The sequence below is a fragment of the Bacteriovorax sp. BAL6_X genome (assembly GCF_000443995.1).
GTDB lineage: Bacteria > Bdellovibrionota > Bacteriovoracia > Bacteriovoracales > Bacteriovoracaceae > Halobacteriovorax_A.
Window position 1 is genome coordinate 682,649 of record NZ_AUMC01000010.1, and the last position, 22,477, is coordinate 705,125.

Consider the following 22,477-nt stretch of genomic DNA (forward strand, 5'->3'; position numbering starts at 1 on the left):
TCATGACCTTTCGTAATTTCAGACATTTATAAACTTATCTTCTTAATTATTAAAGACGTCGTACAATATGAATTATTGACTGTCTTGCTAGTTTGTTAGTTGTACGTTGGTCAGGAGAAAGTATGGTCTTTATAAAATTCGCAATTCTTTATTTTGCACTAATATATTCATCAATTGGTTTCGCCCAAGATTCACAACTGGATAGCTTGCTACGTTGTAGCGAAGTTGCACAAGTTCGCTGTCTTGAGGTTCAAGAGTATGGACAAGACTTTGTTGGACCGCTGCAGGATGAGACCGTTATTCAGGCCAAAGTAAGCGAGGTCGTTTCACCTAGTATAAGGGAGCTTATTTGCTGTGAGGATGATGAAAACCTTAGAAAGTCTATTGTTGGTCATATCTTCAACCAGATGAAGCCTGATGATATGATCGTGGCATTGATTGCACACAAGAGTGTCGATGAGGTTCGTGGCCCATCAAGTGTGGATATGGTCTATAACGACGATCGTTTTGTTGGCCCAAAGCTACCAAATAAGAAGTAAATTACTAGCTATCAATTAATTTAGATACTTAAGGCCCTCAAGAGAGGGTCTTTGTCATTTCTATGTCAATTAACCAATCTTTAGTTGCTTTATTTCCTTCGTGGACTTATTATTTCATATACCCTATGGGGGTATATGGTTTAGTTAGTGATGAGGTTAATGTGAAAAAAGTTAAATTTGCTGTTAGTGGAATTAAATGTGGAGGATGCGTAGGTAAAGTTGTGAATCAGCTAAAAGATCTTTCAGGAGTGGTAAATATAAATGTAGATATCGAAAAACAAGAAGTTCTTGTAAGTGGTGAACACGGTTTTTCAAATATGCTAATCAAGTCAATGCTTGGGGAAATAGGATTTACTGTTACAAGTATGAAAAAGCTTGAGGCTTAGGAGACTAGGTGGAAACACAAAATAGTGTAAACTTAAAAATTTCAGGTATGAGTTGTGCAAGTTGTGCAGCTTCAATCGAAAGTGAAGTTTCAAAAATTGATGGTGTTAAGCTTTCAAGTGTAAATTACGCAATTGAAAGTGGTCACTTTGAGTATGATAATAAAGACGTTTTAGATAATATTGAAAATAAAATCGTTGAACTTGGTTATTCAATTCAATCTGAAGAAGAAATAGTAAATGCTGTAGCGCCAGAAAAATCAATCGAAAAAGATAATTTCCATAAATTTGTTATCGGAATGAGTCTTGCGATTGCGGTCTTTATGTTTGAAATGGGGCCACTCAAAGGGTGGCCATCAAAGAAGGCCAATTGGTATATTCAGTTAGTTTTAACGACACCTATTTGGGCATGGATTGGCCTAAAGTTCCAACGCTCACTTCTACAATTTCTAAAAAGTGGCCGCTCCAATATGAATACTCTTATTGGGCTTGGGACGACGGCAGCATTCCTATACAGTGTTTTTATTACTCTTTTTACTGAGCTTAGTCGTGATCTTGGATTAACTACGAGAGTGTATTTTGAAGCTGTTGGCTTCATTACATCTTTTGTCTTCTTAGGGCAGTACTTTGAAGAAAGGGCCAAGAAGAAAACAAAAGAGGCTCTAAATGATCTCTTTAAGTTATCTGCAAAGAAGGCAACAATTCAAAGAGATGACTCTTTTATCGAAGTCGCTATTAGTGAAGTCGTCGTTGGCGATACGATAAGAGTTCGCCCAGGTGAGAAATTTGCAGTTGATGGAAAGATTATCAAAGGTAGTAGTGCTATTGATGAATCAATGATCTCTGGTGAGCCTCTTCCTGTTACCAAAGGTGAAGGAGAACAAGTCTTTGCTGGAACAATTAATGGGGATCATGTTATTGACTATAAGGCAACGAAAGTTGGTAGTGATACATTCCTTTCTCAAATTATTAAATTCGTTGAAGAGGCCCAGTCCTCTAAACCAAATATCCAAAAATATGCAGATAAAATAAGTGGAGTTTTTACTCCTGTTGTTATTGTAATTGCAATTGCTACTTTCTTTGCTTGGTACTTCTATGGAGGAGAGCCGAGGTGGGGAAGTTCTATTTCTAATTTTATTGCAGTACTTGTTATTGCTTGTCCATGTGCACTAGGTCTTGCTACTCCTACGGCCGTCGTGGTCTCTACTGGAAGAGCATCTTTAAAAGGTCTACTTATCGGCGGTGGAGAAGTTATTGAAAAAGCGGTTGAAATTGACACCGTAATTTTTGATAAGACTGGAACAATTTCTTTTGGACGACCAAGTGTCATCGACGCTCTTTATAAAGAGGGTGAAGATTCAAAACAAACTCTTGCACATCTTGCTTCGATTGAGCAATTTTCTGAGCACCCACTTGCTAAGGCGGTTCTAAAGTTTGCGAAAGAACAAGGAATTCAGTTAAATGAGCCTGATAGCTTCGAAGTTATCAAGGGAAAGGGAATTATCGCTGAGATTGATGATCTTGAATATCATATCGGAAATGAATCCTTATTAGATGATCTACGAATCAAAAGAGATATTGATTTAGAGTCTGATAAAGTTGGAAGCTATATCTTTGTTGCTCGAAATAAAGAACATATGGCAACTCTTATCGTTGGTGATGAAATTAAACCTAGTGCAAAAGAGGCAGTCGATCACTTTAAATCTCTTGGAATTGAGACTTGGATGATTACAGGTGACAATGAAGTTGTCGCTAAAAGTGTAAGTGAAGAAGTTGGCGTCGACCACTTTATCGCGAGAGCACTTCCTCTTGGAAAAGCAGCACAAATTGAGCGCTTACAAAAAGATGGGAGAAAAGTAGCAATGATTGGTGATGGAATAAACGATGCTCCAGCACTTGCTAAGGCGGACTTATCGATGGCCATGGGAACAGGAACAGACGTTGCAATTAGTACTTCAGATGTGACGATTGTAAAAGGGGATATCGCTAAGGCCGTTGAGTTTATTGAACTTGCTAAGGGAACAATGAAGATCATTAAGCAGAACCTCTTTTTATCAATGATTTATAACACCCTACTTATACCTGTTGCGGCCGGTGTCCTTGTTATTTTTGGTGGTCCAACAATGCCTCCAGTTCTTGCAAGTGTGGCCATGGGACTAAGTAGTATTTCAGTTGTTTCAAATAGTTTAAGAATAAGGAAGTTAATATGAGTAAACACCCAGATCACAAAGCAACACTAACAAGAGTCAACCGTATTGAAGGGCAAGTACGTGGTATCAAAAATATGATCGAAGATGGCAAGTACTGTGTGGATATTCTCACTCAGATTAAGTCGATTAGAAGCGCTTTAAAAGGACTAGAACACGTGATTTTAGAGTCGCATTTAAATAGTTGTGTAATGAAGGCAATAAAGTCTGGATCAGAAAAGGATTCAGAAGAAAAAATCAGTGAGATTATGGAATTATTAAAGAAGTCTGCAAAGTCATAGGTACTATTATGCTTAAGTCATTTTTAATTATTTGTATTTCAACAAGCTCGATGGCATTTAGTTTTAAACAGGCCGTTAGTGAATTATCTAAACACAATAGTGTTGAGGCAATTAAGGGAAGTGCAAAATCGCTTGTTGAATCTTCAAAACAGAAAAGTTCTTGGGGCGACCCAATGTTTAAAATTGCCGCAAAAAATTTTCCAGTTGAAACATTAGATTATAATCAAACTCCAATGACGGGGTTAGAGCTTGGAATTTCTCAAAAAATTGCTCTTTCAAATAAGTATGGGAAAGCAAAGGAAAGTGTGAATGCTCAAGCAAGAGCGATGAATTATTCTGCACTAGATTATGAGCAGGCTTTGATTAAGGCTCTGTGGGGAAATGTCATTGGAAATCGAAGAATTGAAAATGAACTCTTTATCCTAAAAGAAAACCTTGCTTGGATTAATAATATTCTAAAAGTTAGTAAAAAACTTTACTCAAATGGAAGAATCACTCAACAAGCACTGCTTGATATTCAAATTAGAAAGTCCGAAATTGAAAGTGAATTTAGTAATAAAAAATTTGAGCTAAAACAGAATAAGGCCCAGCTTGTCTACTTACTAGGTGATCAAGCTGCAAAACTCGACTATAAAAGTGTTCCTTGGCATATATTGGATAAATTAAAAAATGAAGAAGTGATTAAGGATAATCGTCTAAAGTCTCTTGAAGAAGGTAAAATCGCTGGAGAGTTTGCTGTCGAGCAAGCTAGTCTTGCATATATTCCAGATATCACTGTTTCTCTAGGTTATACATTTCGCTCCGATGAAATCGACAATAATGGTGACTATATCGGTGCTCAAATTACGTTTCCGATCCCTGTCTCAGATGACAAGAGAGGTGCTAAGGGTTCTGCCGTGGCCAATCGCTACGCTGCAATTAAAAAGCTTGAAGATTATAAACTTAAAAAGAATCGCGATTTAAATATCATTCAAGATAATATCGAAAAATTAAAATCTGAATTAGAAATCATTACAAAGAAATCTGTGAACTTTGCACAAAACTCACGATCAATTACATCCAAGTCTTACGGCCGTGGAAATAGTTCTTACATTGAACTCTTACAAAGTGAATTAAGACTACAAACAATATTATTAAAGAAAGTAATGTTAGAAGCTCAGTTAGCAACTTCTAAGGTTGATTATAAATATACTCTTGGAGAGTCTCTCTATGAATAAGTTACTTAAAATTATTTCATTCTCAACACTTCTTGGGTTTGTTGCATGCTCACCAAAGGAAGATGTGAGTACACAGAGTGAATCTAAGGTAAAAACATATTATACATGTTCAATGCACCCTCAAATCAAAGAAGATAAGCCTGGGAAATGTCCGATCTGTCATATGAACCTGACAAAAGTTGAAGTCGAGGATGATCACGACCATTCAACGATGACACAAGCAGAGCCAGAGAAGGAACTTTGGCGTTGTGCAGATTTTCCAGACGTAACAAGTGAAATAGAAGACGTTTGTCCAATGGATGGAACTCCAATGGTTAGAGTTAATACACGAAAAGAAAGTGCGGCGAAGGTTGTTGCCAGTGTAAAGCTTAGAAAGTCTCAGTTAAAACATTTTTCACCTTCATACTTTCCTGTTACGACGATGAAGATGACAAAGAAAATTAGGCTTCTTGGCCAAGTTCTTCAGTCTGAAGAGAAGGAGAGTAATATTCCTGCACGGATCGATGGACGTGTAGAGAAGGTTTATGTGAAGTCTACAGGGAGTTTTGTGAAAACTGGTGATCCTGTAGTTGATATTTATAGTCCAAAGTTAATTACTGCTGGTGAGGAATATATTCTTGCTCGTAAGACTTACCTTAAGAATAAAGGCCGTGAATTTCGTGATCTTTACATTCAAAGTCAGGAAAGGCTAGAGCTTTGGGGAATCAAGAAAGAGCAATATGAAGCTTGGTCAAAAAAAGGAAGTGTTCCAAATAAGATCACAATCTATTCACCTGCAACTGGTATTGTGCAAAAGAGAAGTGCCACTGTTGGTACATATTTTAAAGAAGGGCAAAACTTCTTTGAACTCTCAAATTTAAGTGATGTTTGGATCGAGTTAGATGTTTATGAGCAAGACTCTGCTCTAGTACAGCTTGGACAAAAAGTTGAGCTTGAATTTATTGCAATACCTGGGAAAACAACAAGTGGTGAGATTGATTTTGTTAGTCCTGTTCTGGATCAGCAGTCACGTACATTAAAGGTACGTGCTACGATCAAAAATGAAGAAGGGAAGCTTAAGCCTGGAATGGTTGCCAATGCTCAGATTACATTTGAGTTAGAAGGTATGCCGCTTGTTATTCCCCGCTCTGCTGTGATCGATACAGGTAAGAGAAAGGTTGCCTGGGTTAAAGTGAGTGACAAAGAATTTAAATCTGTCGTTATTAAGACTGGTCACGAGTCAGAAGGTTATGTTGAAGTAGAGGCCGGGCTTAGAGATGGTGATCAAGTTGTAATTGAAGGTAACTTCCTACTTGATGCCCAAGCACAACTCTTTGGTGGATATGAGGATATGAATGATTAAGAATCTTATTGAATTATCTATTCGAAACCGCGTAACTGTCGTTCTTCTATTTATCTTAATAGCACTACTTTCTGTTTTTAGTTTATCAACTGCTCGAATTGATGCGATCCCTGATATTGGTGAAAATCAGCAAATCGTTTTTACTAATTGGGCAGGTCGTTCTCCAAAAGATATTGAAGAGCAAATTACCTATCCACTAAGTGTCATGCTACAGGGGATTCCCGGAGTTAAGAATATTCGCGGAACGTCTGCTTTCGGTTTTTCTACAATATATGTAATCTTCAATGATGAAGTTGATTTCTATTGGTCAAGATCACGTGTTTTAGAAAAATTAACTAGTGCTAAAAATGAACTTCCTGACGGTGTTAATCCTGCAATGGGGCCTGATGCAACAGGGCTTGGACAAGTTTACATGTATACTCTTGATAATGCCGCTGATAGTGATAAGCCTTTATCACTAGAAGAGCTAAGAACTCTGCAGGACTTTTATGTTCGCTACCTTCTGCAAAGTGTTGAGGGTGTTAGTGAAGTTGCAAGTATTGGCGGTTTCGTAAAAGAATATCAAATCGATGTAGATCCTAATAAATTGATAGCATATGATATTCATTTGACCGCAATTATTAATGCTATCCAAGATAGTAATATCGACGTTGGGGCCGAAGTTATTGAAGATGGAGACCGCGAGTTTATTGTACGTGGGAAAGGATTCTTTAAGTCACTTGCTGATATTGAAAATGTTGTTGTTGCCGTTAAGAATAAGACTCCAATTCGTATCAAAGATATGGCAAGTGTTGGGACAGGGCCAGCATTTCGTCGTGGCGCACTTGATAAGGATGGTACTGAGGCCGTAGGTGGTATTGTTACCATGCGATTTGGAGAAAACCCTAAAGAAGTTATTGATAATGTAAAAGAGAAAATTGCTATCATTAAGGCAGGCTTACCAAAAGGGGTTGTGTTTAGTCCTTTCTATGACCGAACTGAAGTTATTGAAAGAACGATAGGAACAGTTTATTCGGCCCTTGCGCAAGAGATCTTTATCACTGTTATTGTGATCCTTCTTTTCTTATTACACTTTAAGTCTTCGATTCTTGTTTCGTTAACTCTACCGTTTGGAGTTGGAATAAGCTTTATACTTATGAAGTTCATTGGTATTGACTCTAATGTTATGAGTTTATCAGGCCTTGTCATTGCCATTGGTTCAATGGTTGATATGGGAATTATCATGACTGAGAATATATACTCCAGTCTTGCTAATGAAGATCGTGACCTATCAAAATCTGAGCGTGTTGAAATTGTAATAAAGGCGGCCCGTGAGGTTGGACCTGCCATTCTAACGGCGGTTGCAACGACAATTGTTACATTCCTTCCTGTATTTGGACTTGAGGGGAGTGAAGGGAAACTTTTTGGACCACTTGCCTGGGCAAAAACACTTGCAATGTTTGGTTCTGTCGTCGTAGCAATTATTCTTGTACCGGCATTAAGTGTTTTCTTTTTAAAAGGAAAGCTTAAGCCAATCGAAAAGAATCCGGTTAGTTTAAAAATTGTTAATACATATCAACCTGTTCTTAGGTGGATGCTCGATAATCGAAAAATCTTTGCAATCTTTCCAACACTAATATTTATACTTGGTGGTATTGCGTACTCCCAACTTGGTAAAGAGTTTATGCCTTCTCTTAATGAGGGAGAGATCCTCTATATGCCTGTCACAACTGCTGATGTCGGGATGACAAAGGCACGTGAACTCCTAGCATATACAGATAAGGAGCTAGTTAAGCATCCACTCGTAGCAAGTGCTATTGGTAAACTAGGTCGAGCAGAAACGGCATTAGATCCTGCACCAGTTGCTATGTTTGAGACTGTCATTAAACTTATTCCACAAGATCAGTGGCCTAGTGGCACTTCAATTTACGATATTATGGCCGAACTTGATGAGCAGCTTCAAGTTCCAGGTCTAGTAAATGCATGGCTATTTCCAATAGAGAATCGAATCGCCATGATCTCGACTGGGATCAAGACACAAATTGGTGTTAAGGTGTTTGGTGATAATCTTGAAAAATTAGAAAAGATAGGGCAAGAGATCGGTCAAGTTCTTGAAGGTATAAAAGGTGCAAGTGGTGTCTATGCTCAACAGATTACAGGTAAACCTTATATTGAATTTGATATTGATCGTGTAGCAGCAAGCCGTTACGGTATTAACACTGGTACAATTAATAAAATACTTCAAACTGCGGTTGGGGGTATGACTATTGGTCAATTCTACGATGGAAGACAGCGTTTTCCTATTCGAGTTCGCTACAAGAAAGAGCTGAGAGACCGTGTTGATGAGCTTAAAAAGGTTCTTGTTCCAAGCCCTCTAGGACAACATATTCCATTAGAACAACTTGCTAAAATCGAAGTTGTGACAGGACCAGCAATGATTCAGTCAGAAGACGGAATGCTGCGCTCTCTTGTTCTTTTAAATGTACAAGATCGTGACCTAATTGGATTTGTTGAGGAAGCTAAGAAGGCCGTCGAAGAAAAGGTTGAGTTGCCTAAGGGATACTCTCTCGTTTGGGCCGGACAATATGAAAATCAGGTTCGCTCAAATAATCGCCTGATGCTTCTTGTGCCATTAGCGCTCGTTATTAACTTAATCATTATCTACTTTGGAATTAAAAACCTTCGTAGTGCTGCCATTGTTTTTAGTGCTGTTCCAATTGCATTTGCAGGAGGGCTCATTCTTTTATGGATTGGAGGATTTAATACTTCAGTTGCTGTTTGGGTTGGCTTTATCGCTTTGTTTGGGATTGCTGTAGATGACGGGGTTGTAATGATGACGTATCTACAGGAAGAGTTTAAATCCATCAAACCTAATAATTGGCAGGAACTTAAGGAAGTCATTGTAAATGCTGGATCTAGACGAATTAGACCTCTTGTTATGACAACGACTACAACTGTTGTGGCCTTAGTTCCAATTATGTGGTCGACGAGTACTGGAAGTGAAGTCATGAAACCGATGGCCATTCCAACACTTGGGGGAATGCTAGTTGAGTTAATTACACTATTTGTTGTGCCTATTACATATTCATATTTTGAACAAAAGAACTTTAAAGGAGAAACACATGAATAAATTTATTATTGTAAGCTTGATTGCTTTTAACTTATTTGCTGCTAGTCGTATTGAGATGGCCAAAGATACAAAGGAACAAGTTGTAAAAGTTCTTGAGCTAAATGAGGCACTCCATGCAAGCTTCTTTGACTATGATGGTGCAAAGGTTGAGAAAGGTGCAAAAGCTCTTTCCAATGCAATTGATAAAATTAGCGATGAAAAAATCAAGAAGCTTTTAACTTTCTCAAAAACTAAGCTTTCTGAAATTGAAGCATCAAAGTCAACTGCTGATAATAACCAGAACTACCACCTCGTTTCAATGGCGCTTATTCATATCATTAATACGTATGATGTTGGGGAAAAGTACAATGCTTACTCATGCCCGATGGTAAAGAAGAAGTGGGTACAAAACTCATCGAAGCAGGACAAGGTTCATAACCCATATGCTTCAAATATGCCTCACTGTGGACAAAAAGATACTAAGTTTTAATTACTTCAAATAGTCTGTGATGGCCGCTCCAAAGATGCTTGGAAATGCAATAATTACTGTGCGTTTAAAAGCAAGTACTGGGTCGGTCATGACAGGGAATTTATCAATCAAAAATAGAATGAAAACAACACTCGAAGTTGTGATTAAGTAAATTGCAATAATCCTCTTAATAAACTCAGCGACATTTCCCTTTAGTTTAAAACGATAGAAGTTGAAATAAACAAAGCACATCACAATTATAATTGAAGATGCTAGTAAGTAGTAGATATTGTTAAATTTAAGAGAAACACTTAGATTCCATACTTCTTCTGTAAAGCATAGTGGTGAAGCGACAAGAAAGGCCCCTACAAATATTTGCGAAACATCACGTAATCGTAGTTCAACCATAAGAGGGTTGATAACATGACCAATTGGCTTTCCAGTGTCATCTAGGAAGGTAACAACCTCTTTTAGGTAGCCATTAATACGCTTGATCTCTGTATGTGTATTCTTTAAGCCTTTAAATATTTCCATACTAAAATTATAGAGAGATTTTGAAATTAAGGCAAAAAAAAAGGCCCGGAGAACCGGGCCTAATTATAAACTTTAATTTATTAAAGAATATTAATGTCTGCAGAGATTGCAAAGTTTGTCTTGTCTGAATCAAGGTCATCAGCAAGGAACTGTACGTTTGGATAAACGTAGATATCTCTTGTTACAGAAATACCAACACCAACTGATTGGTATTCATATGCTCTTAAGAAGTTTGAATCTTCACCTCTAGACTTTTGGTAGTTAAAGTAACCGAATACAGTTCTAAATGAGAATGTATCGTTAAATCTATACTCAAGTTGTGGGTATAGGCCAATCTCTAGTTCTGTAAGTTGATCTTTTGGGAATACAGTTTCTGGCTCATTTCCATAGAAGTATGCACCAAAAGAAAAAGATGCACCGATTGTTAGGTTTGTACCTTCAAAGTTTTTCATCATATTGTGTGAAACACTTACAACTTGACCTAGGTCAACATTCTTAAAGGACTCTGATGTCCCAAATGTGATACTGGCTGAAGTTGAAGTTTGAAAGTCACCAATTTTATAAATTCTTGAGTAACCAACGTATGGATTATCAACGTTACCTTCTGAGTGTCCCCATGGGTTTAGTACAGAAAAACCTGCACCAACTGTCATACTGTCATTCTTGTTGAAACGGTAACGACCTGAGAAAGAACCACCAAAAGATGTACTTCTTTCTGTTTCTGGATCACCATAGATATCTGGTCTCTCTTCACCAAAAATATCATCAAGTGTACCACCATTGTAACCTAGTGAAAGACTTAAGCTGTAGTCAGATTTTGAACCAGACTGTGCTCTTAGTCTTGCGTTTGTAATTTCACTGTCGATGTCTCCATCTTTTTTACTTTTTGCTTCTTCTTGAGCATGAGTTTGAACCGTCATTGCAGCTGCTAGAATTAGCATAAGTAACTTTGAACTTTTAACAATTGTTCTCATAATCACTCCATGTGTATGTTTTTTTATAGACTAATATTGTCTAAAGACTGATGTAAAAGATCAATGGATTTCTTAATAAAATCTTAATAAACAATAGGAAATATTTTTGCGTGCAGCGCTATTTTGCTTAAATCAACAAATAATACCCAAATAACAATTAAGAGCGTTAATTAAATTTATCCTATCTTCACTTTATAGAGGCGATAGCTTCTTCGTAGAATGATCTACTAGGAGAGGTTATGTCTAAAATTTTTGATTGGGCCCAAAATGGTGATGTTGGTGAGTTAAGTATTTTCTTATTAACAAATGAAGAATGTAATTTGGAGGTTACTAATGAGAAAGGATATACCCCTCTTCTGGAAGCTACCCAAAATGGACATTTTGAGTTTTGTCACTCTTTATTGAGTGCCGGGGCCAGTCCTAAGGCAACAGATGGCCTTGGTAATAATGCTCTTATGCTAGCTTGCTTAAAGGGTAATTTAAAAATTGTTAAATTACTTATTCAATATGGTGCAAAGCTTGGCGAATTAAATGATTCTGGCATGAGTGCTCATGACTGGGCCATGGCATTTAATCGTAAACAAGTTGCTTCTTTTATTAGTGAAAAACATAAATTTCAAAACAATCGATTTAAAAGCTATCTAGGCCTAGTGAAAAATGGGATGAAATCAATTTCATGGCCTAATAGGAAATCTCTATGATGTCATAAGGACTCGATATTTTAATTCAATCCTTTTTCTTGCGATGATGAGTTAACAGAAAATCAATCATCAAAGGAGATAGATATGAAAGTTCACACATTATTTACCACGCTAATAATTGGTGCGAGTATAATGAGTTCTTCAGCATCAGCAGAGTCCCTTTGTGAAGATAAGCATAATTCACAAGAGGTGAGCTCACAACAAAACATAAAGAATGAGTTGGTTGACTCTACTTATTCCCTCGAGTCAAAGTATAAGAAATCTGGTGAACCACGCATTCTTAGTAAGATCGAAGGGCGCGACCCAATACGTTAAACCTTGTTTAGGCCCTATCTAATCTCCAAATAGGGCCTATTTTCTAAAAATTTCATATATTTATTATAGAGTCTGTCTCTTCTAACAATCAATTGTTTAAATGATTAGATAATAGTTTGACATATCAAACTTGCTCAGATATTTATTCTTCATAAACATAAAGGAGAATAAACATGATGAAAAAATCACTTATAGCTTTATTATCACTACTATCAGTTTCAGCTATCGCAAATTCAGACCTAGTTCTTGAAGGGGAGAGATGGGTTGCAAAGCATAAAGGTTATGTATGTGCAGCATTTACTGACTACACTAATGCACCTGCTACTCATAACAACATGAATGTTAAATTTGAAAAGCTTTCTACTGATTACACTCTTGATAATATTCTAATTAAAGCAACTTTCGAAAATGTTGATGGTGTTGAGTGTTCTTACTCTTCTATCTTATTTGCTGATAATGCAGCTTCAACAATTGAGCTTGTTGATTCTAGAGCTTTCTCTAAAGTAGATGCTTCGGCAGACTGCTCTGAAGGAAAAGCAATTCTTGATGATCAACTTGCAGACAATGACTACCTTTACTGGGGGCACCCTCACCACGCAACAATCATGGTTCCTGCAAGTGGTGCTGCTGATGTTTGTGGTGCTGAGGCAACACATATTGGTATCGATTTTATGGTTTATAAGAAACTGTAAAAAATCCTTGATATTAAGCAGGGGAGTTTATACTTCCCTGCTTTTTTAGTTTTTATGAGTATATTAGTAAGAAAATTATTAAAAATTCATCGCATTCTAGGTCTTGTCCTAGCGATCAACTTTCTTGTCCTTGGACTAACTGGAGTTGTTCTCGTTTGGCGCCACGAACTTTCTCCTGTCCAATCAGTTGAGCAAAAGAGTGTCTTTATTTCAGAGGAATCGTCACTTTCAAAAATCGAAAATTACTTATCTGAAAATGAAAGTTACAAAGATAAAAAAGTACTTTCAATTTTTAAAGGTGATGACGGAGATATCCAAGCACGTGTTACAGAACCAGGTATTGAAAAGTTCAAAGGTGCAATGAGGTTAAAATTTGACCTTGCTGGAAATGTACTTTCTTCAAATCAAATCAAGCCTACTGCCTTGATTGATTTTATCTTAAAACTTCATAGGGAGTTACTCTTAGGAGGAAAAGGGAAGATTCTAATTGGCCTAATGGGCCTATTCTTTCTTATTGCTCTATTTAGTGGTGCTCTTATTGCCAATAAATTCTATCGTAATGTGAAGACGATGAATTCTCGTATCCTATTAGGTCGCTTTCATAAGATTATTGGAGTCAAGACCCTAGCGTGGCTTATTATCGTCACTTTCACGGGAGCAATCCTTGCATTTAATAGCACTTTAATTGGTCTCTTTCTAAGAGATAATGTTAGAGCACATCAAGCAAATGCTATCGTTATAGAAAATGCTAAGTATGTCTCTGTTACGACAGTTCTAAAAGAACTTGAAGTAAAGCTTCCACATTTAGAATACGACTTTATTTCTTTTCCTGATAATGAATTCTCTGTTCCCAATCAATTTGTTGTTCTAATGGAGAGTGAAGAACATCATCATGAAATAGCTTATGTTGATGGAATAACGGGCAAGCTAAATCGTATAGTATCACTTCCATGGTACTTAGAGCTTCTTATTCTTTCAGAGCCACTACACTTTGGTGACTATGGTGGTGTTGTCTTAAAAATTATTTGGAGTGTTCTGGGGCTAATTTCTTCTTTTATTCCAATCAGTGGGATCTATATCTTTTTATTTAGAAGAAAATATCTTGCTGTGAAACCAGGTGTATATGATGGGCACCTTTTAAACGATACGAATGTTTCAACTCTAGAAGTTTTACTACCAACGATGTTTGTTTTTGTGATCTTCTTTATTACATCTGACTTTAAATGGATCTTAAGTACACTCTTTCTTATCTATTTAATTTTTTCTTGGCGTGATCTTCTTATCTATCTCATGACTTTTAGAAAAAAGGTGAAGAGATCTCAGGGGAGAGTCTCTTGAACTCTCAATTAGAAATTAATCGCTTTACTAAGGCCATCTCATGCCTTTGTTTTATTTTTGGTGCGGCTCAAACAATTCTTCTTGGTCTAATACCGAAAATTGCCATGGTAACAAATCTGGATATCACTTCAGTTCTTATTATTTATGGATTTTCAATCTTCTTCTTTCTTTTTATGACAAAAGAGTGGGCCGCACTTTTTTCTAGAATTAAACCAATGCATATATACCGCATTGGCCAATACGGACTTCTTTTATCAACACTTTCTCTTCTTGCAACGTTTACAAGTGGCGATGTTAAGTTATCATTAGTCTTCTTTATTATATCTCGAGTTATCTATGCGATGACTGCAAGCTCCATTATTCCATTTTCTCAAGTAATTAAAATAGCTCGATTTGAAGATGCTCAAAAAGGTGTCTTAGAAACTACTGTTTTTTTAAATACTGGAAGACTTGTTGGATTAATTCTAGGCGGTCTTTTAGCGTTTAACTTAAATATGGGACTCTTGGTTCTTGTTGGGCTAATCGTTCTCTCAATTTTACTTGGCCTTGAAAGAGGGCAAAGTGAAATCGGGATGATCTCAGCAAAGCAAGATCAGAACTTAAGACAAATAATTCTACCACTACTTCTAATCCCACTGGCCTATACATTTATGACATCCTTTTTTCATATGAGTATGACAAAAATTGCCAGTGATCTTTTTGTCGGACAAATTAAACAGTCTGCGACTATTTACTGGGCCCTAACTGTTGCATCTCTCGTTATTCTACTGACACAATTGATTCTAAGAAAATTTAATCTTATCACTTCTAAAATAGTCACTCTATTTTCAATCTTTGCTTTGATTTCTAGTTTCTATTCTTTTTATCGAATCGACGATTTAATAACATTATATGTTTTTATCATTCTGTTCTCATTTGGAGCTGCAATTATTCCAGTTCTTTATATGGGGCAGATTTACAAGTTAAATTCTGCTATTTCTAAGCAGATCGTGGCCAGTGAGATCAGCTTCTATCAAACACTAGGGAATGCTATCGGTGCACTATCATCTGGATTAATAATTAAATTACAACTTACTAGTTATATACTTTTTCTCTTTGTTGCTCTAGTGATAGTGGCATCTTTAATAAGCTTTAAATATAACACTTACTATACTAAAGAGAATTTTGGTGGAGTGACCAATGGTTAGTGAAAGTAATAGAGAACTTGCAAATAAGTATAGTATTCGATCTCTGATTAACTCGATGGTTAGAGATTACTCACAAGATAATCAAGTTCAAATTGATCTTGATAGGGATTTTGTAAAAATTGGTAACCTCTTATTTGAGATAAGTTCATTCTCACCGCTTGGTGGCCATCGCTATACGGGCAAGATTTATTTAAATGGTAGTCTTATTGATTTTGATCAAATGCTTCCTGAGTTAGTTAGTGTTTTTCCTGAAGTTGATCCAACATTTATCGATAATATAATTAATTCGCGAGATAATATTGAACTTATCCTAGAACATAATTCAGAAGTTAAAATTGATAACTATCTTGCTAGCGAACAAAAGATGCTTTTAGGACATCCGTTTCACCCTTATCCAAAATGTAAGAAAGGAATGAATGAAACAGATATTAAATTATATTCTCCTGAGTTTTCTAATGGCTTTAAGTTAACATGGTTAAAGTGTGAAAAGGATTCGATTCATACAAATGCTAATTATGTTGATGTAGCAAAGGCAATGAATCAATTAGCAAAATTTGATTTATTAAACATTGATGAATCCTTCATTTATATTCCAATGCACCCATGGCAGTGGAGTCGATTAAGAGAAAAAGGTCTTGGTGATGAGGTTCTTGATGTGGTGGATGGACAAAATGATTGGTTCGCTCTTTCATCTCTTAGGTCATTATACACTCAAGGGGCACCTTACTTAGTAAAGTTTTCAATGGATGTAAAACTTACGAACTCTATTCGACACCTTCAGCCTGAAGAGGCCGTTCGAGGAATGCAGATAGAGACAGTATTTAAAAATGAAGCTGTTGCTGAGTTTAGTGATAAATTAAAAATACTCCATGAGCCATTCTATGTTGCACTAAAAGCAAAAGATGGTAGTGCCATTGTTGAGTCAACTGTTCAACTTCGTGAAAGCTTTGATGCCTGTGACTCTCTCTTGCTCGGTACTCTCGCAGAGGAGAATCCTTATACAGAAAAATCGCATTTAATAACTCTTGTGGAGGCCAATGCTAAAAAAGCCTGTGGAAATATCTTTCTAGCTAGGAAGTATTGGTTTGATGCCTTTTTAGAGAATATTATAAGTGAGTTTATCAGACTCTCTGAAGATCATGGAATTCTTCTTGGTGCACATATGCAAAATATTATCTTGAAGATGAAAAATGGACTACCTGTGGGTGCTATTTATCGCGATTGCCAAGGGACTGGATTTACGACTAAAAGTGTTGAACGATTTGGGAGTAAGTACGACTTTATAGGGAAGACTAAGGGTAATATTTTAAATCCTAATGATGTTAATAAAGTTTATACATACTATTTAGTTATCAATTCTGTATTTAATACGATTATTTCATTGGCCAATGGAAATGAGAAAGCTGAGTTATTTCACCTAACTCAATTTAGAAATCATATATACAAGAAGCACAAAAAATCTTCATTTTTAAATTACCTCGTTAATAGCGACTTTCTGTATCAGAAAGGGAACTTTAGGTGTTGTGTAACAAATCAAAATGAGAACACAATAAAAAATCCATGGGATATTTACAATAAGATTAAAAACCCAATTAGCTCAATTTTAAGAGTACCTCGTGCCTATGAAGGCGTGTTATACCGTACAACTTCTAAACATGGCCATGAGATCGTCCTGCGTGCCTTTGATATGAATGAAGATCTTGTAAAGTTTCATGAATGGCATAATAAGAAATATGTTTATGAGTTCTGGGAAATGAATAAACCTCTAGAGGATTTAAGAGAGTATATTCAAGGACTAAAGGATTCTCCATATCAGCTTCCTATAATTGTTGATATTGACGGCCAACAGGCAGGATACTTTGAAGTCTATTGGGCATTTGATGACAGGATTGCTCCTTATTGTGATGCCGCTTTATTTGATCGTGGAATCCATATTCTAATAGGTGAGGAAAAGTTTCTTGGAACACGTGCTGTTTATGATTCTATTTTTCATTTAACAAAATTTCTTTTTGAAGATGATATTAGGACCCAAAAGGTATGGGGAGAGCCTCGAGTGGATAATAGAAAGGTATTAACTCTCGCAAGACTTCTTCCAGGCTGGGAGCACCGAGGAGTTTTTAGCTTTCCACATAAAACTTCGAATCTTTTAGAGGCCGATCGTACTAGATTTCTAGCAGAGGTGAGGTCATGATGAATACTAAAGAGTTTTATGTGTTACATAAGAATCTCATCATTAAATCAATTGAAGAGCTTCAATTCGAAGAACTCTTTGATGTGGAGTATTGCCATGATCGCTTCTACTTTAGAATTACTGATGACATCTATTATAGCTTTCAAGGACGAATTAGTGTTTGGGGAAATTTACAAATAGAAAGAGATAGCTTTAAGAAGTTTAGTGCTGGAAAAGTCGTTGATGAATATACTCTCTCAGACTTCTTCTTTGAGGTTAAAGATATTTGTAAGATGAGTGATGAAACACTAGCTCAGTTTATAGAAGAAGGTAATCAGACAATTTATGGTGATATTATTCAAGCTAATTCATTAGAGAATATAGGGATTGAAGAGATATCGAAGTTTAACTTTAAAAAAATTGACCAAATTCTTTCTGGGCATCCCAAGATTATTATGAATAAGGGGCGTATTGGCTGGGGTAGTGATGAGCTTTTACTATATGCACCAGAGTCTAGAAATAGTTATAAGCTTCATTGGTGTGCCATCAAAAGAGATTGCCTTGAATGGGGAATGAATCTAGAGCAACTTAAAGTTGAGGATCTATATTCAGACTCTCTTTCTGAAGTCGAGATTAATTTTGCGAGAAGTAAAGTTTTAGAGGTTTCAGAGAATTTTGATGACTATTTCCTTATTCCTATTCATCCATGGCAGTGGAGTAAGTATATAAGCGTACAATTTAATCATCTGATATTTCAAGGAAGTATAATTTCTCTTGGAAGGCTCGGCAATGATTATACGCCTCAAGTATCGATTAGAACTTTATCCTCTAACTCTGGCACAAGTAAATATGATGTAAAAGTGGCCATCTCTATCTTAAACACTTCATGTGTAAGAGGAATCCCTCAGAAATATATTAAGAAGGGTTATCTCTTATCTGAAAAAATTGAAAAAATTATTGATTCAGATAGTTTTCTTAAGAATAAGGTGGATGTCCTTAAGGAAGTTGCAGCTGTAAGTTGTCCTTTAGTAGAGTTTAATCGTATCGAAGGGTGCTCATATCGATATAAAGAATTGCTGGGCTGTGTTTGGCGTGAAAGTGTAGAGAATAAAATTTCTAAAAATGAAATTGCCATTCCAACAGCAGCTCTTCTTTTTACTAAAGGTCATAATGCACTTGTTGCTGAGTATATTAAGTTATCAGGTTTAAGTGTTTCGGAATGGATTAAAGAATACTTCAAAGTTGTCGTCACACCTCTTTATCATCTACAAGTAGAGCACGGGCTAGGTCTAGTCGCTCATGGCCAAAATACTATCCTTGTTTTGAAAGAGGGGAGGCCACAAAGGTTAATTATCAAAGACTTTCACGGTGATTTTAGAATGGCCTCAAATTCAAAGCATATCGGCGCTGACTTTGGAGTTGAACTTGATCAATTACCAGCAGAGTACTTGATTCATGACCTTATCACAGGTCACTTTATTACAGTGTTACGCTATTTCTCAAGAGTAGTTGAAGAGTCTCTCGGTTTTAAAGAAAAGGACTTCTATCACTTACTGGGTGAAGTAATCGAAAATTATCAAGGTGATATTGAAATTGTTGAAAAAGTAAATTTACTTAGAAATGAGTTTGAAAAAGTATTGGTTAATACTGTTCGTTTTGTTGCCGGCTATAGCGAAACAGGCGAGCGGCTTAAGCCAATATTAGGAAGTAATATTAAAAATCCACTTGTTAGAAATAATTAGAGTTGGATTGAGGAAGTTATATGCAGAATATTTATGACATTGTTGGAATTGGCCTTGGGCCATTTAATCTAAGCTTAGCGGCACTCTTGAATCCACTAAGCAATATTAATGCTAAGTTCTTAGATAATAAGTCGGAGTTCAGTTGGCATCCTGAGCTGATGTTTGGAGACGCCATGATGCAAACATCTTTTCTGAAAGATCTTGTGACTCCTGTTGACCCTAAGAGCGCATTTAGTTTCTTGAACTATCTTGTTGAAAACGGACAATTCTATCACTTTTTAAATACAGATAGAAAGTCAATCAATCGTTATGAATTTGAAGACTATTGTAAATGGACATCAAAACAACTTTCTAATGATATTGATTTTGAATCTAATGTCATTGACATCAAACACGATGGTGAGAGATTTGAAGTCATTAAAGAGAGTGGCAGTTACTTCACAAAAAATATTTGTGTTGCGTCTGGGCCAACTAAAAATATTCCTGAATGTGCAAGGCCTTTCCTTTCAGATACGTTATTTCATGCAAAATCTAAGCAAATGAAGACTCTCGATTTAAAAGGTAAGAAAGTTGTTATTGTCGGCGGAGGGCAAACAGGTGTTGAAACATTTAGAAGTGCTCTCAATGGTATGTGGGGGAGAGTTGAAAAGGTAACTCTTTTAAGTGGTAGAAGTAATTTACAGCCCCTTGATGAAGCACCGTTTACTAATGAAATATTTACTCCTGAATTCGTTTTGAATTTCCACTCTTTATCTCAAGAGCAAAAAGATTCATATACACAAGGCCAACTGCTAGCTAGTGATGGTAATACTCCCCAGTACTTACAAGAAATGTATAACGAGCTATATCTTGATCGTTTCTACTTGAAGAAACTTCCCGATTATACGATTTCACCTATGCGTTGGCTTAATGAAATTGGAAAGGAAGGTCAGTCGTATAAGCTTAAGGTTGATAATCTTCTTAATCAAAATAAAGAGGTGGTAGAAGCTGATATTGTTATTTTAGCAACTGGATTCAAAAGTGTTCTACCAAACTTCTTAGAAGGGCTGTCAGATAAAATCGCCAAGGACACTCAAGGACGTGTAATTGTAGGCCAAGACTATAGTATTCAAACAACGATTGAAAATGGAAAAATTTATTCGATGAACTTTAGTCGTCATGGCCATGGGGTTGCTGATCCTCAAACTAGTTTGATGTCCTGGCGATCTGCGATGATCGCAAATGATCTCGTAGGTGAGACTAAATATAAAACAACAAATAATAGTGAAAGCTTTTTGAGCTTTTTTAGTTAATGGAGAGAAAATGAAGTTATTAATAATTATGCTAATTTCAACTTTAACCTTTGCTGCGCCTGCTGCTAAGTCTAAAGAGGAGGCTAAAACAAAGAGCTTCAATACGAAGGAAGAGGTATTAGATAACCCGACATTGAAGACATTATCAGGATCACTAAAGAGATGGTCTTTTTATTCTTCATTTAAATATAATGCTGGTGCTCTTGATAACCTCAATGATGCTGAAAGGCCTAATATTAGAAATGCTGGGAATACAACTTCTCTAACAAATTTTACAGGGAACTTAGGTGTAAAGTATCGTCTTTCAAAAACAGATAACCTATCTCTTCAGGTAGGAATCGAGAAGAAGGCGCCTTTTCATGGAAGTGTTGATTCAGAAAATCCAATGGTTCAGTATGAGCTTGATACATACGGTGATAGCTTAAATATTGATAATCCTGTTCTAAGTTACTTTAAAACTTACTACCTTTTTGGGATTCAAAATGTAACTTTCCTACAATACCAGTATGCTACTTGGGACTACTATAAGGACCTTGGTATAAATTCTGTTTTTAACGTTAGCCACTCTTTGGCCTATAAAGTATGGAAAGCCGCTTATATTGCTCTTTCTGGGAATGCGACACAGTATTTCTATGATAAGAGCACAATCTCATTTAATGGGATGGAAATTGCAGGTAAAGATAGACAAGTAAATCGTTCTTTCTCATTAAGCCTTGCTGGTGAGCTTTACTTTTCTCGCTCTCTTTCTCTAAGGTTAATCACTGACCTTTACTCGGCCGATCATTTTAGGAGTGAGCGTATTAACGAAAAAGTTCTTCAACAAACGATAGCGATGACTTATTTCTTTACTCGTGATATTTCGATTTCACCAAATATGCGCTTTATTGCGGAAGATATTAGAGCTGATAGAACAAATGTTGGCCTAACTATGAATGTAAATTTATAAAAAAGAGGGGGATGAAAATCCCCCTTTCTTATTCTTATTTTTCAGATATTTCAAAATCATCATGACCTGGAATTTCTTCAGGAAGTGCTTCCTTAAGATCAACTCCTAAGTGCAGAATTCTTTGTCCTGCTTCACAGTTAGGTCTTACGTTCTTACCAATAACAACACCTGAGCGATCTGCACAGATAACTTCTTTTACTTGTCCAAAGACATCATAAACTTTTGCAATTACTTCGCCTTTCTTTACTCGATGTGTAAGCTTTGGAAGTACATCGACAATTCCACCTTTTGTCGAGTAGATCCAATAAGAGTGATCACAGATTGTGGCATCTGTAATCATGTCTTGAACCTCTCCTTCGATCATTGAGAAGTAGCGAAGTGTGTTCTTTATACCGTCTAGCGTTTCATCAATTAGAGCGTGTTGAAAAGCATTTGGGTTACCAATTTCAACAGTAATTGCATGAATTCCTTGTTCATTGGCCCATGCTCTTAGTGTTCCTTCTTCATCATATTTTTGAACAATAATTTGTGGGTTTTGTAAGAAGGCGAGGGTTCTTGTTTCTTCATTCTCTAAATCAGCTCTTAAGTATAGGCTGTTTACACGGCCATGACTTGCTGTATGTAGATCAAGAAGGTAGTTGAATTTAGAAACGATCTTTTGAGTGAAGTAATGTGCGTAGAGGTTACTTGGATTTCCAGTTAGTTTTCCAGGCATAATTCTATTTAAATCTATATTATCAATAAATCGACGCTGATTTGTTAGATAGCCCGGAACATTGCTAATTGGAACCATAACAATTGTTCCCTTTAGCTTTTTTGGATCGACCTCTTCAATCAATTTAAAAATAGTTGAGATTCCATTCAGTTCATTCCCATGTACTGCTGCAGTAATACCTAGTACAGGTCCTTCTTCAACCCCTTTCATAATGATAATTGGTACACGCCAAGGCACACCTAGAGCATTATCTGAGAGGTGTATTTGTAGGCGGTGAATTTCACCATGCGCAAATGAATTTAAATCGATTTCTTCAGTTGTCTTAATGACTTGGATTGCTCCCAT

20 protein-coding genes are annotated in these 22,477 nt (G+C 36.4%); 17 read left to right on the forward strand and 3 right to left on the reverse strand.

Annotation, left to right across the window (positions count from 1 at the left end):
• Positions 1-122 precede the first annotated feature (122 nt).
• The 8 genes from M902_RS13940 to M902_RS13975 all read left to right on the forward strand — a co-directional run bounded on the left by M902_RS13940 (position 123) and on the right by M902_RS13975 (position 9,547).
• Positions 123-539, forward strand: coding sequence for a hypothetical protein (locus tag M902_RS13940; RefSeq protein WP_021267894.1), 417 nt, complete (start codon positions 123-125; stop codon positions 537-539).
• A gap of 161 nt (positions 540-700) precedes the next feature.
• Positions 701-925 carry a heavy-metal-associated domain-containing protein gene (locus tag M902_RS13945; RefSeq protein WP_198011909.1) on the forward strand — a complete coding sequence of 75 codons (225 nt, stop codon included), beginning with the start codon at positions 701-703 and terminating at the stop codon, positions 923-925.
• 8 nt (positions 926-933) lie between these two features.
• The gene (locus tag M902_RS13950) at positions 934-3,132 is read left to right on the forward strand and encodes a cation-translocating P-type ATPase (RefSeq protein WP_021268341.1); all 2,199 of its coding nucleotides are present in this window, start codon (positions 934-936) and stop codon (positions 3,130-3,132) included.
• Complete coding sequence (locus M902_RS13955) at positions 3,129-3,410, forward strand: metal-sensitive transcriptional regulator (RefSeq protein WP_021267828.1); 282 nt, start codon at positions 3,129-3,131, stop codon at positions 3,408-3,410. The genes M902_RS13950 and M902_RS13955 overlap by 4 nt, the downstream gene beginning before the upstream one ends.
• Before the next feature lie 8 nt (positions 3,411-3,418).
• Entirely contained in the window at positions 3,419-4,627 is a 1,209-nt protein-coding gene (locus M902_RS13960) for a TolC family protein (RefSeq protein ID WP_021267882.1), read from the forward strand.
• The gene (locus M902_RS13965; RefSeq protein WP_021268525.1) at positions 4,620-5,969 is read left to right on the forward strand and encodes an efflux RND transporter periplasmic adaptor subunit; all 1,350 of its coding nucleotides are present in this window, start codon (positions 4,620-4,622) and stop codon (positions 5,967-5,969) included. Before M902_RS13960 ends, M902_RS13965 begins: the two co-directional genes overlap by 8 nt.
• On the forward strand, positions 5,962-9,078 hold the full coding sequence (locus M902_RS13970) for an efflux RND transporter permease subunit (RefSeq protein ID WP_021268658.1): 3,117 nt from the start codon (positions 5,962-5,964) through the stop codon (positions 9,076-9,078). The genes M902_RS13965 and M902_RS13970 overlap by 8 nt, the downstream gene beginning before the upstream one ends.
• On the forward strand, positions 9,071-9,547 hold the full coding sequence (locus M902_RS13975) for a DUF3347 domain-containing protein (RefSeq protein WP_021268687.1): 477 nt from the start codon (positions 9,071-9,073) through the stop codon (positions 9,545-9,547). The genes M902_RS13970 and M902_RS13975 overlap by 8 nt, the downstream gene beginning before the upstream one ends.
• Here the strand turns inward: M902_RS13975 and M902_RS13980 are convergent, their stop codons facing one another.
• Together M902_RS13980 and M902_RS13985 are read right to left on the reverse strand one after the other, a co-directional pair.
• A complete protein-coding gene (locus M902_RS13980) occupies positions 9,548-10,060 on the reverse strand; it encodes a DUF2391 family protein (RefSeq protein WP_021267927.1) in 513 nt (170 codons plus the stop codon).
• 80 nt (positions 10,061-10,140) lie between these two features.
• Complete coding sequence (locus tag M902_RS13985; protein ID WP_021267830.1) at positions 10,141-11,034, reverse strand: hypothetical protein; 894 nt, start codon at positions 11,032-11,034, stop codon at positions 10,141-10,143.
• Positions 11,035-11,273: 239 nt separating this feature from the next.
• On the opposite strand from M902_RS13985, the gene M902_RS13990 reads away from it, so the two are divergent.
• The 9 genes from M902_RS13990 (at position 11,274) to M902_RS14030 (ending at position 21,417) form a co-directional block, all read left to right on the forward strand.
• Positions 11,274-11,735, forward strand: a complete 462-nt coding sequence (locus M902_RS13990; RefSeq protein WP_021268507.1) for an ankyrin repeat domain-containing protein — start codon at positions 11,274-11,276, stop codon at positions 11,733-11,735.
• An 84-nt stretch (positions 11,736-11,819) separates the two neighbouring features.
• Positions 11,820-12,050 carry a hypothetical protein gene (locus M902_RS13995; protein ID WP_021268637.1) on the forward strand — a complete coding sequence of 77 codons (231 nt, stop codon included), beginning with the start codon at positions 11,820-11,822 and terminating at the stop codon, positions 12,048-12,050.
• A 173-nt stretch (positions 12,051-12,223) separates the two neighbouring features.
• Positions 12,224-12,742, forward strand: coding sequence for a hypothetical protein (locus M902_RS14000; protein ID WP_021268285.1), 519 nt, complete (start codon positions 12,224-12,226; stop codon positions 12,740-12,742).
• Between the two features lie 54 nt (positions 12,743-12,796).
• Positions 12,797-14,080 carry a PepSY domain-containing protein gene (locus tag M902_RS14005; RefSeq protein ID WP_021268384.1) on the forward strand — a complete coding sequence of 428 codons (1,284 nt, stop codon included), beginning with the start codon at positions 12,797-12,799 and terminating at the stop codon, positions 14,078-14,080.
• Positions 14,077-15,267, forward strand: coding sequence for a hypothetical protein (locus M902_RS14010; protein ID WP_021268268.1), 1,191 nt, complete (start codon positions 14,077-14,079; stop codon positions 15,265-15,267). Before M902_RS14005 ends, M902_RS14010 begins: the two co-directional genes overlap by 4 nt.
• Positions 15,260-17,458 carry a GNAT family N-acetyltransferase gene (locus M902_RS14015; RefSeq protein ID WP_021268673.1) on the forward strand — a complete coding sequence of 733 codons (2,199 nt, stop codon included), beginning with the start codon at positions 15,260-15,262 and terminating at the stop codon, positions 17,456-17,458. Before M902_RS14010 ends, M902_RS14015 begins: the two co-directional genes overlap by 8 nt.
• Complete coding sequence (locus tag M902_RS14020) at positions 17,455-19,179, forward strand: IucA/IucC family siderophore biosynthesis protein (RefSeq protein ID WP_052607447.1); 1,725 nt, start codon at positions 17,455-17,457, stop codon at positions 19,177-19,179. The genes M902_RS14015 and M902_RS14020 overlap by 4 nt, the downstream gene beginning before the upstream one ends.
• A gap of 20 nt (positions 19,180-19,199) precedes the next feature.
• Positions 19,200-20,471, forward strand: a complete 1,272-nt coding sequence (locus M902_RS14025) for a lysine N(6)-hydroxylase/L-ornithine N(5)-oxygenase family protein (protein WP_021268208.1) — start codon at positions 19,200-19,202, stop codon at positions 20,469-20,471.
• A 10-nt stretch (positions 20,472-20,481) separates the two neighbouring features.
• Positions 20,482-21,417, forward strand: a complete 936-nt coding sequence (locus M902_RS14030; protein WP_021267920.1) for a hypothetical protein — start codon at positions 20,482-20,484, stop codon at positions 21,415-21,417.
• A gap of 34 nt (positions 21,418-21,451) precedes the next feature.
• On the opposite strand, the gene M902_RS14035 is transcribed toward M902_RS14030, so the two are convergent.
• A complete protein-coding gene (locus M902_RS14035; protein ID WP_021268472.1) occupies positions 21,452-22,477 on the reverse strand; it encodes a succinylglutamate desuccinylase/aspartoacylase family protein in 1,026 nt (341 codons plus the stop codon).

What these genes read in the sequence shown, in the direction of transcription:
- M902_RS13955 (WP_021267828.1), top strand. Translation starts at nt 3,129, where the DNA reads ATGAGTAAACACCCAGATCACAAAGCAACACTAACAAGAGTCAACCGT.
- M902_RS13995 (WP_021268637.1), top strand. Translation starts at nt 11,820, where the DNA reads ATGAAAGTTCACACATTATTTACCACGCTAATAATTGGTGCGAGTATA.
- M902_RS14030 (WP_021267920.1), top strand. Translation starts at nt 20,482, where the DNA reads ATGAAGTTATTAATAATTATGCTAATTTCAACTTTAACCTTTGCTGCG.
- M902_RS14025 (WP_021268208.1), top strand. Translation starts at nt 19,200, where the DNA reads ATGCAGAATATTTATGACATTGTTGGAATTGGCCTTGGGCCATTTAAT.
- M902_RS13970 (WP_021268658.1), top strand. Translation starts at nt 5,962, where the DNA reads ATGATTAAGAATCTTATTGAATTATCTATTCGAAACCGCGTAACTGTC.
- M902_RS13990 (WP_021268507.1), top strand. Translation starts at nt 11,274, where the DNA reads ATGTCTAAAATTTTTGATTGGGCCCAAAATGGTGATGTTGGTGAGTTA.
- M902_RS14015 (WP_021268673.1), top strand. Translation starts at nt 15,260, where the DNA reads ATGGTTAGTGAAAGTAATAGAGAACTTGCAAATAAGTATAGTATTCGA.
- M902_RS14000 (WP_021268285.1), top strand. Translation starts at nt 12,224, where the DNA reads ATGATGAAAAAATCACTTATAGCTTTATTATCACTACTATCAGTTTCA.
- M902_RS13960 (WP_021267882.1), top strand. Translation starts at nt 3,419, where the DNA reads ATGCTTAAGTCATTTTTAATTATTTGTATTTCAACAAGCTCGATGGCA.
- M902_RS13965 (WP_021268525.1), top strand. Translation starts at nt 4,620, where the DNA reads ATGAATAAGTTACTTAAAATTATTTCATTCTCAACACTTCTTGGGTTT.
- M902_RS14020 (WP_052607447.1), top strand. Translation starts at nt 17,455, where the DNA reads ATGATGAATACTAAAGAGTTTTATGTGTTACATAAGAATCTCATCATT.
- M902_RS13985 (WP_021267830.1), bottom strand. Translation starts at nt 11,034, where the DNA reads ATGAGAACAATTGTTAAAAGTTCAAAGTTACTTATGCTAATTCTAGCA.
- M902_RS14035 (WP_021268472.1), bottom strand. Translation starts at nt 22,477, where the DNA reads ATGGGAGCAATCCAAGTCATTAAGACAACTGAAGAAATCGATTTAAAT.
- M902_RS13940 (WP_021267894.1), top strand. Translation starts at nt 123, where the DNA reads ATGGTCTTTATAAAATTCGCAATTCTTTATTTTGCACTAATATATTCA.
- M902_RS14005 (WP_021268384.1), top strand. Translation starts at nt 12,797, where the DNA reads ATGAGTATATTAGTAAGAAAATTATTAAAAATTCATCGCATTCTAGGT.
- M902_RS13975 (WP_021268687.1), top strand. Translation starts at nt 9,071, where the DNA reads ATGAATAAATTTATTATTGTAAGCTTGATTGCTTTTAACTTATTTGCT.
- M902_RS13980 (WP_021267927.1), bottom strand. Translation starts at nt 10,060, where the DNA reads ATGGAAATATTTAAAGGCTTAAAGAATACACATACAGAGATCAAGCGT.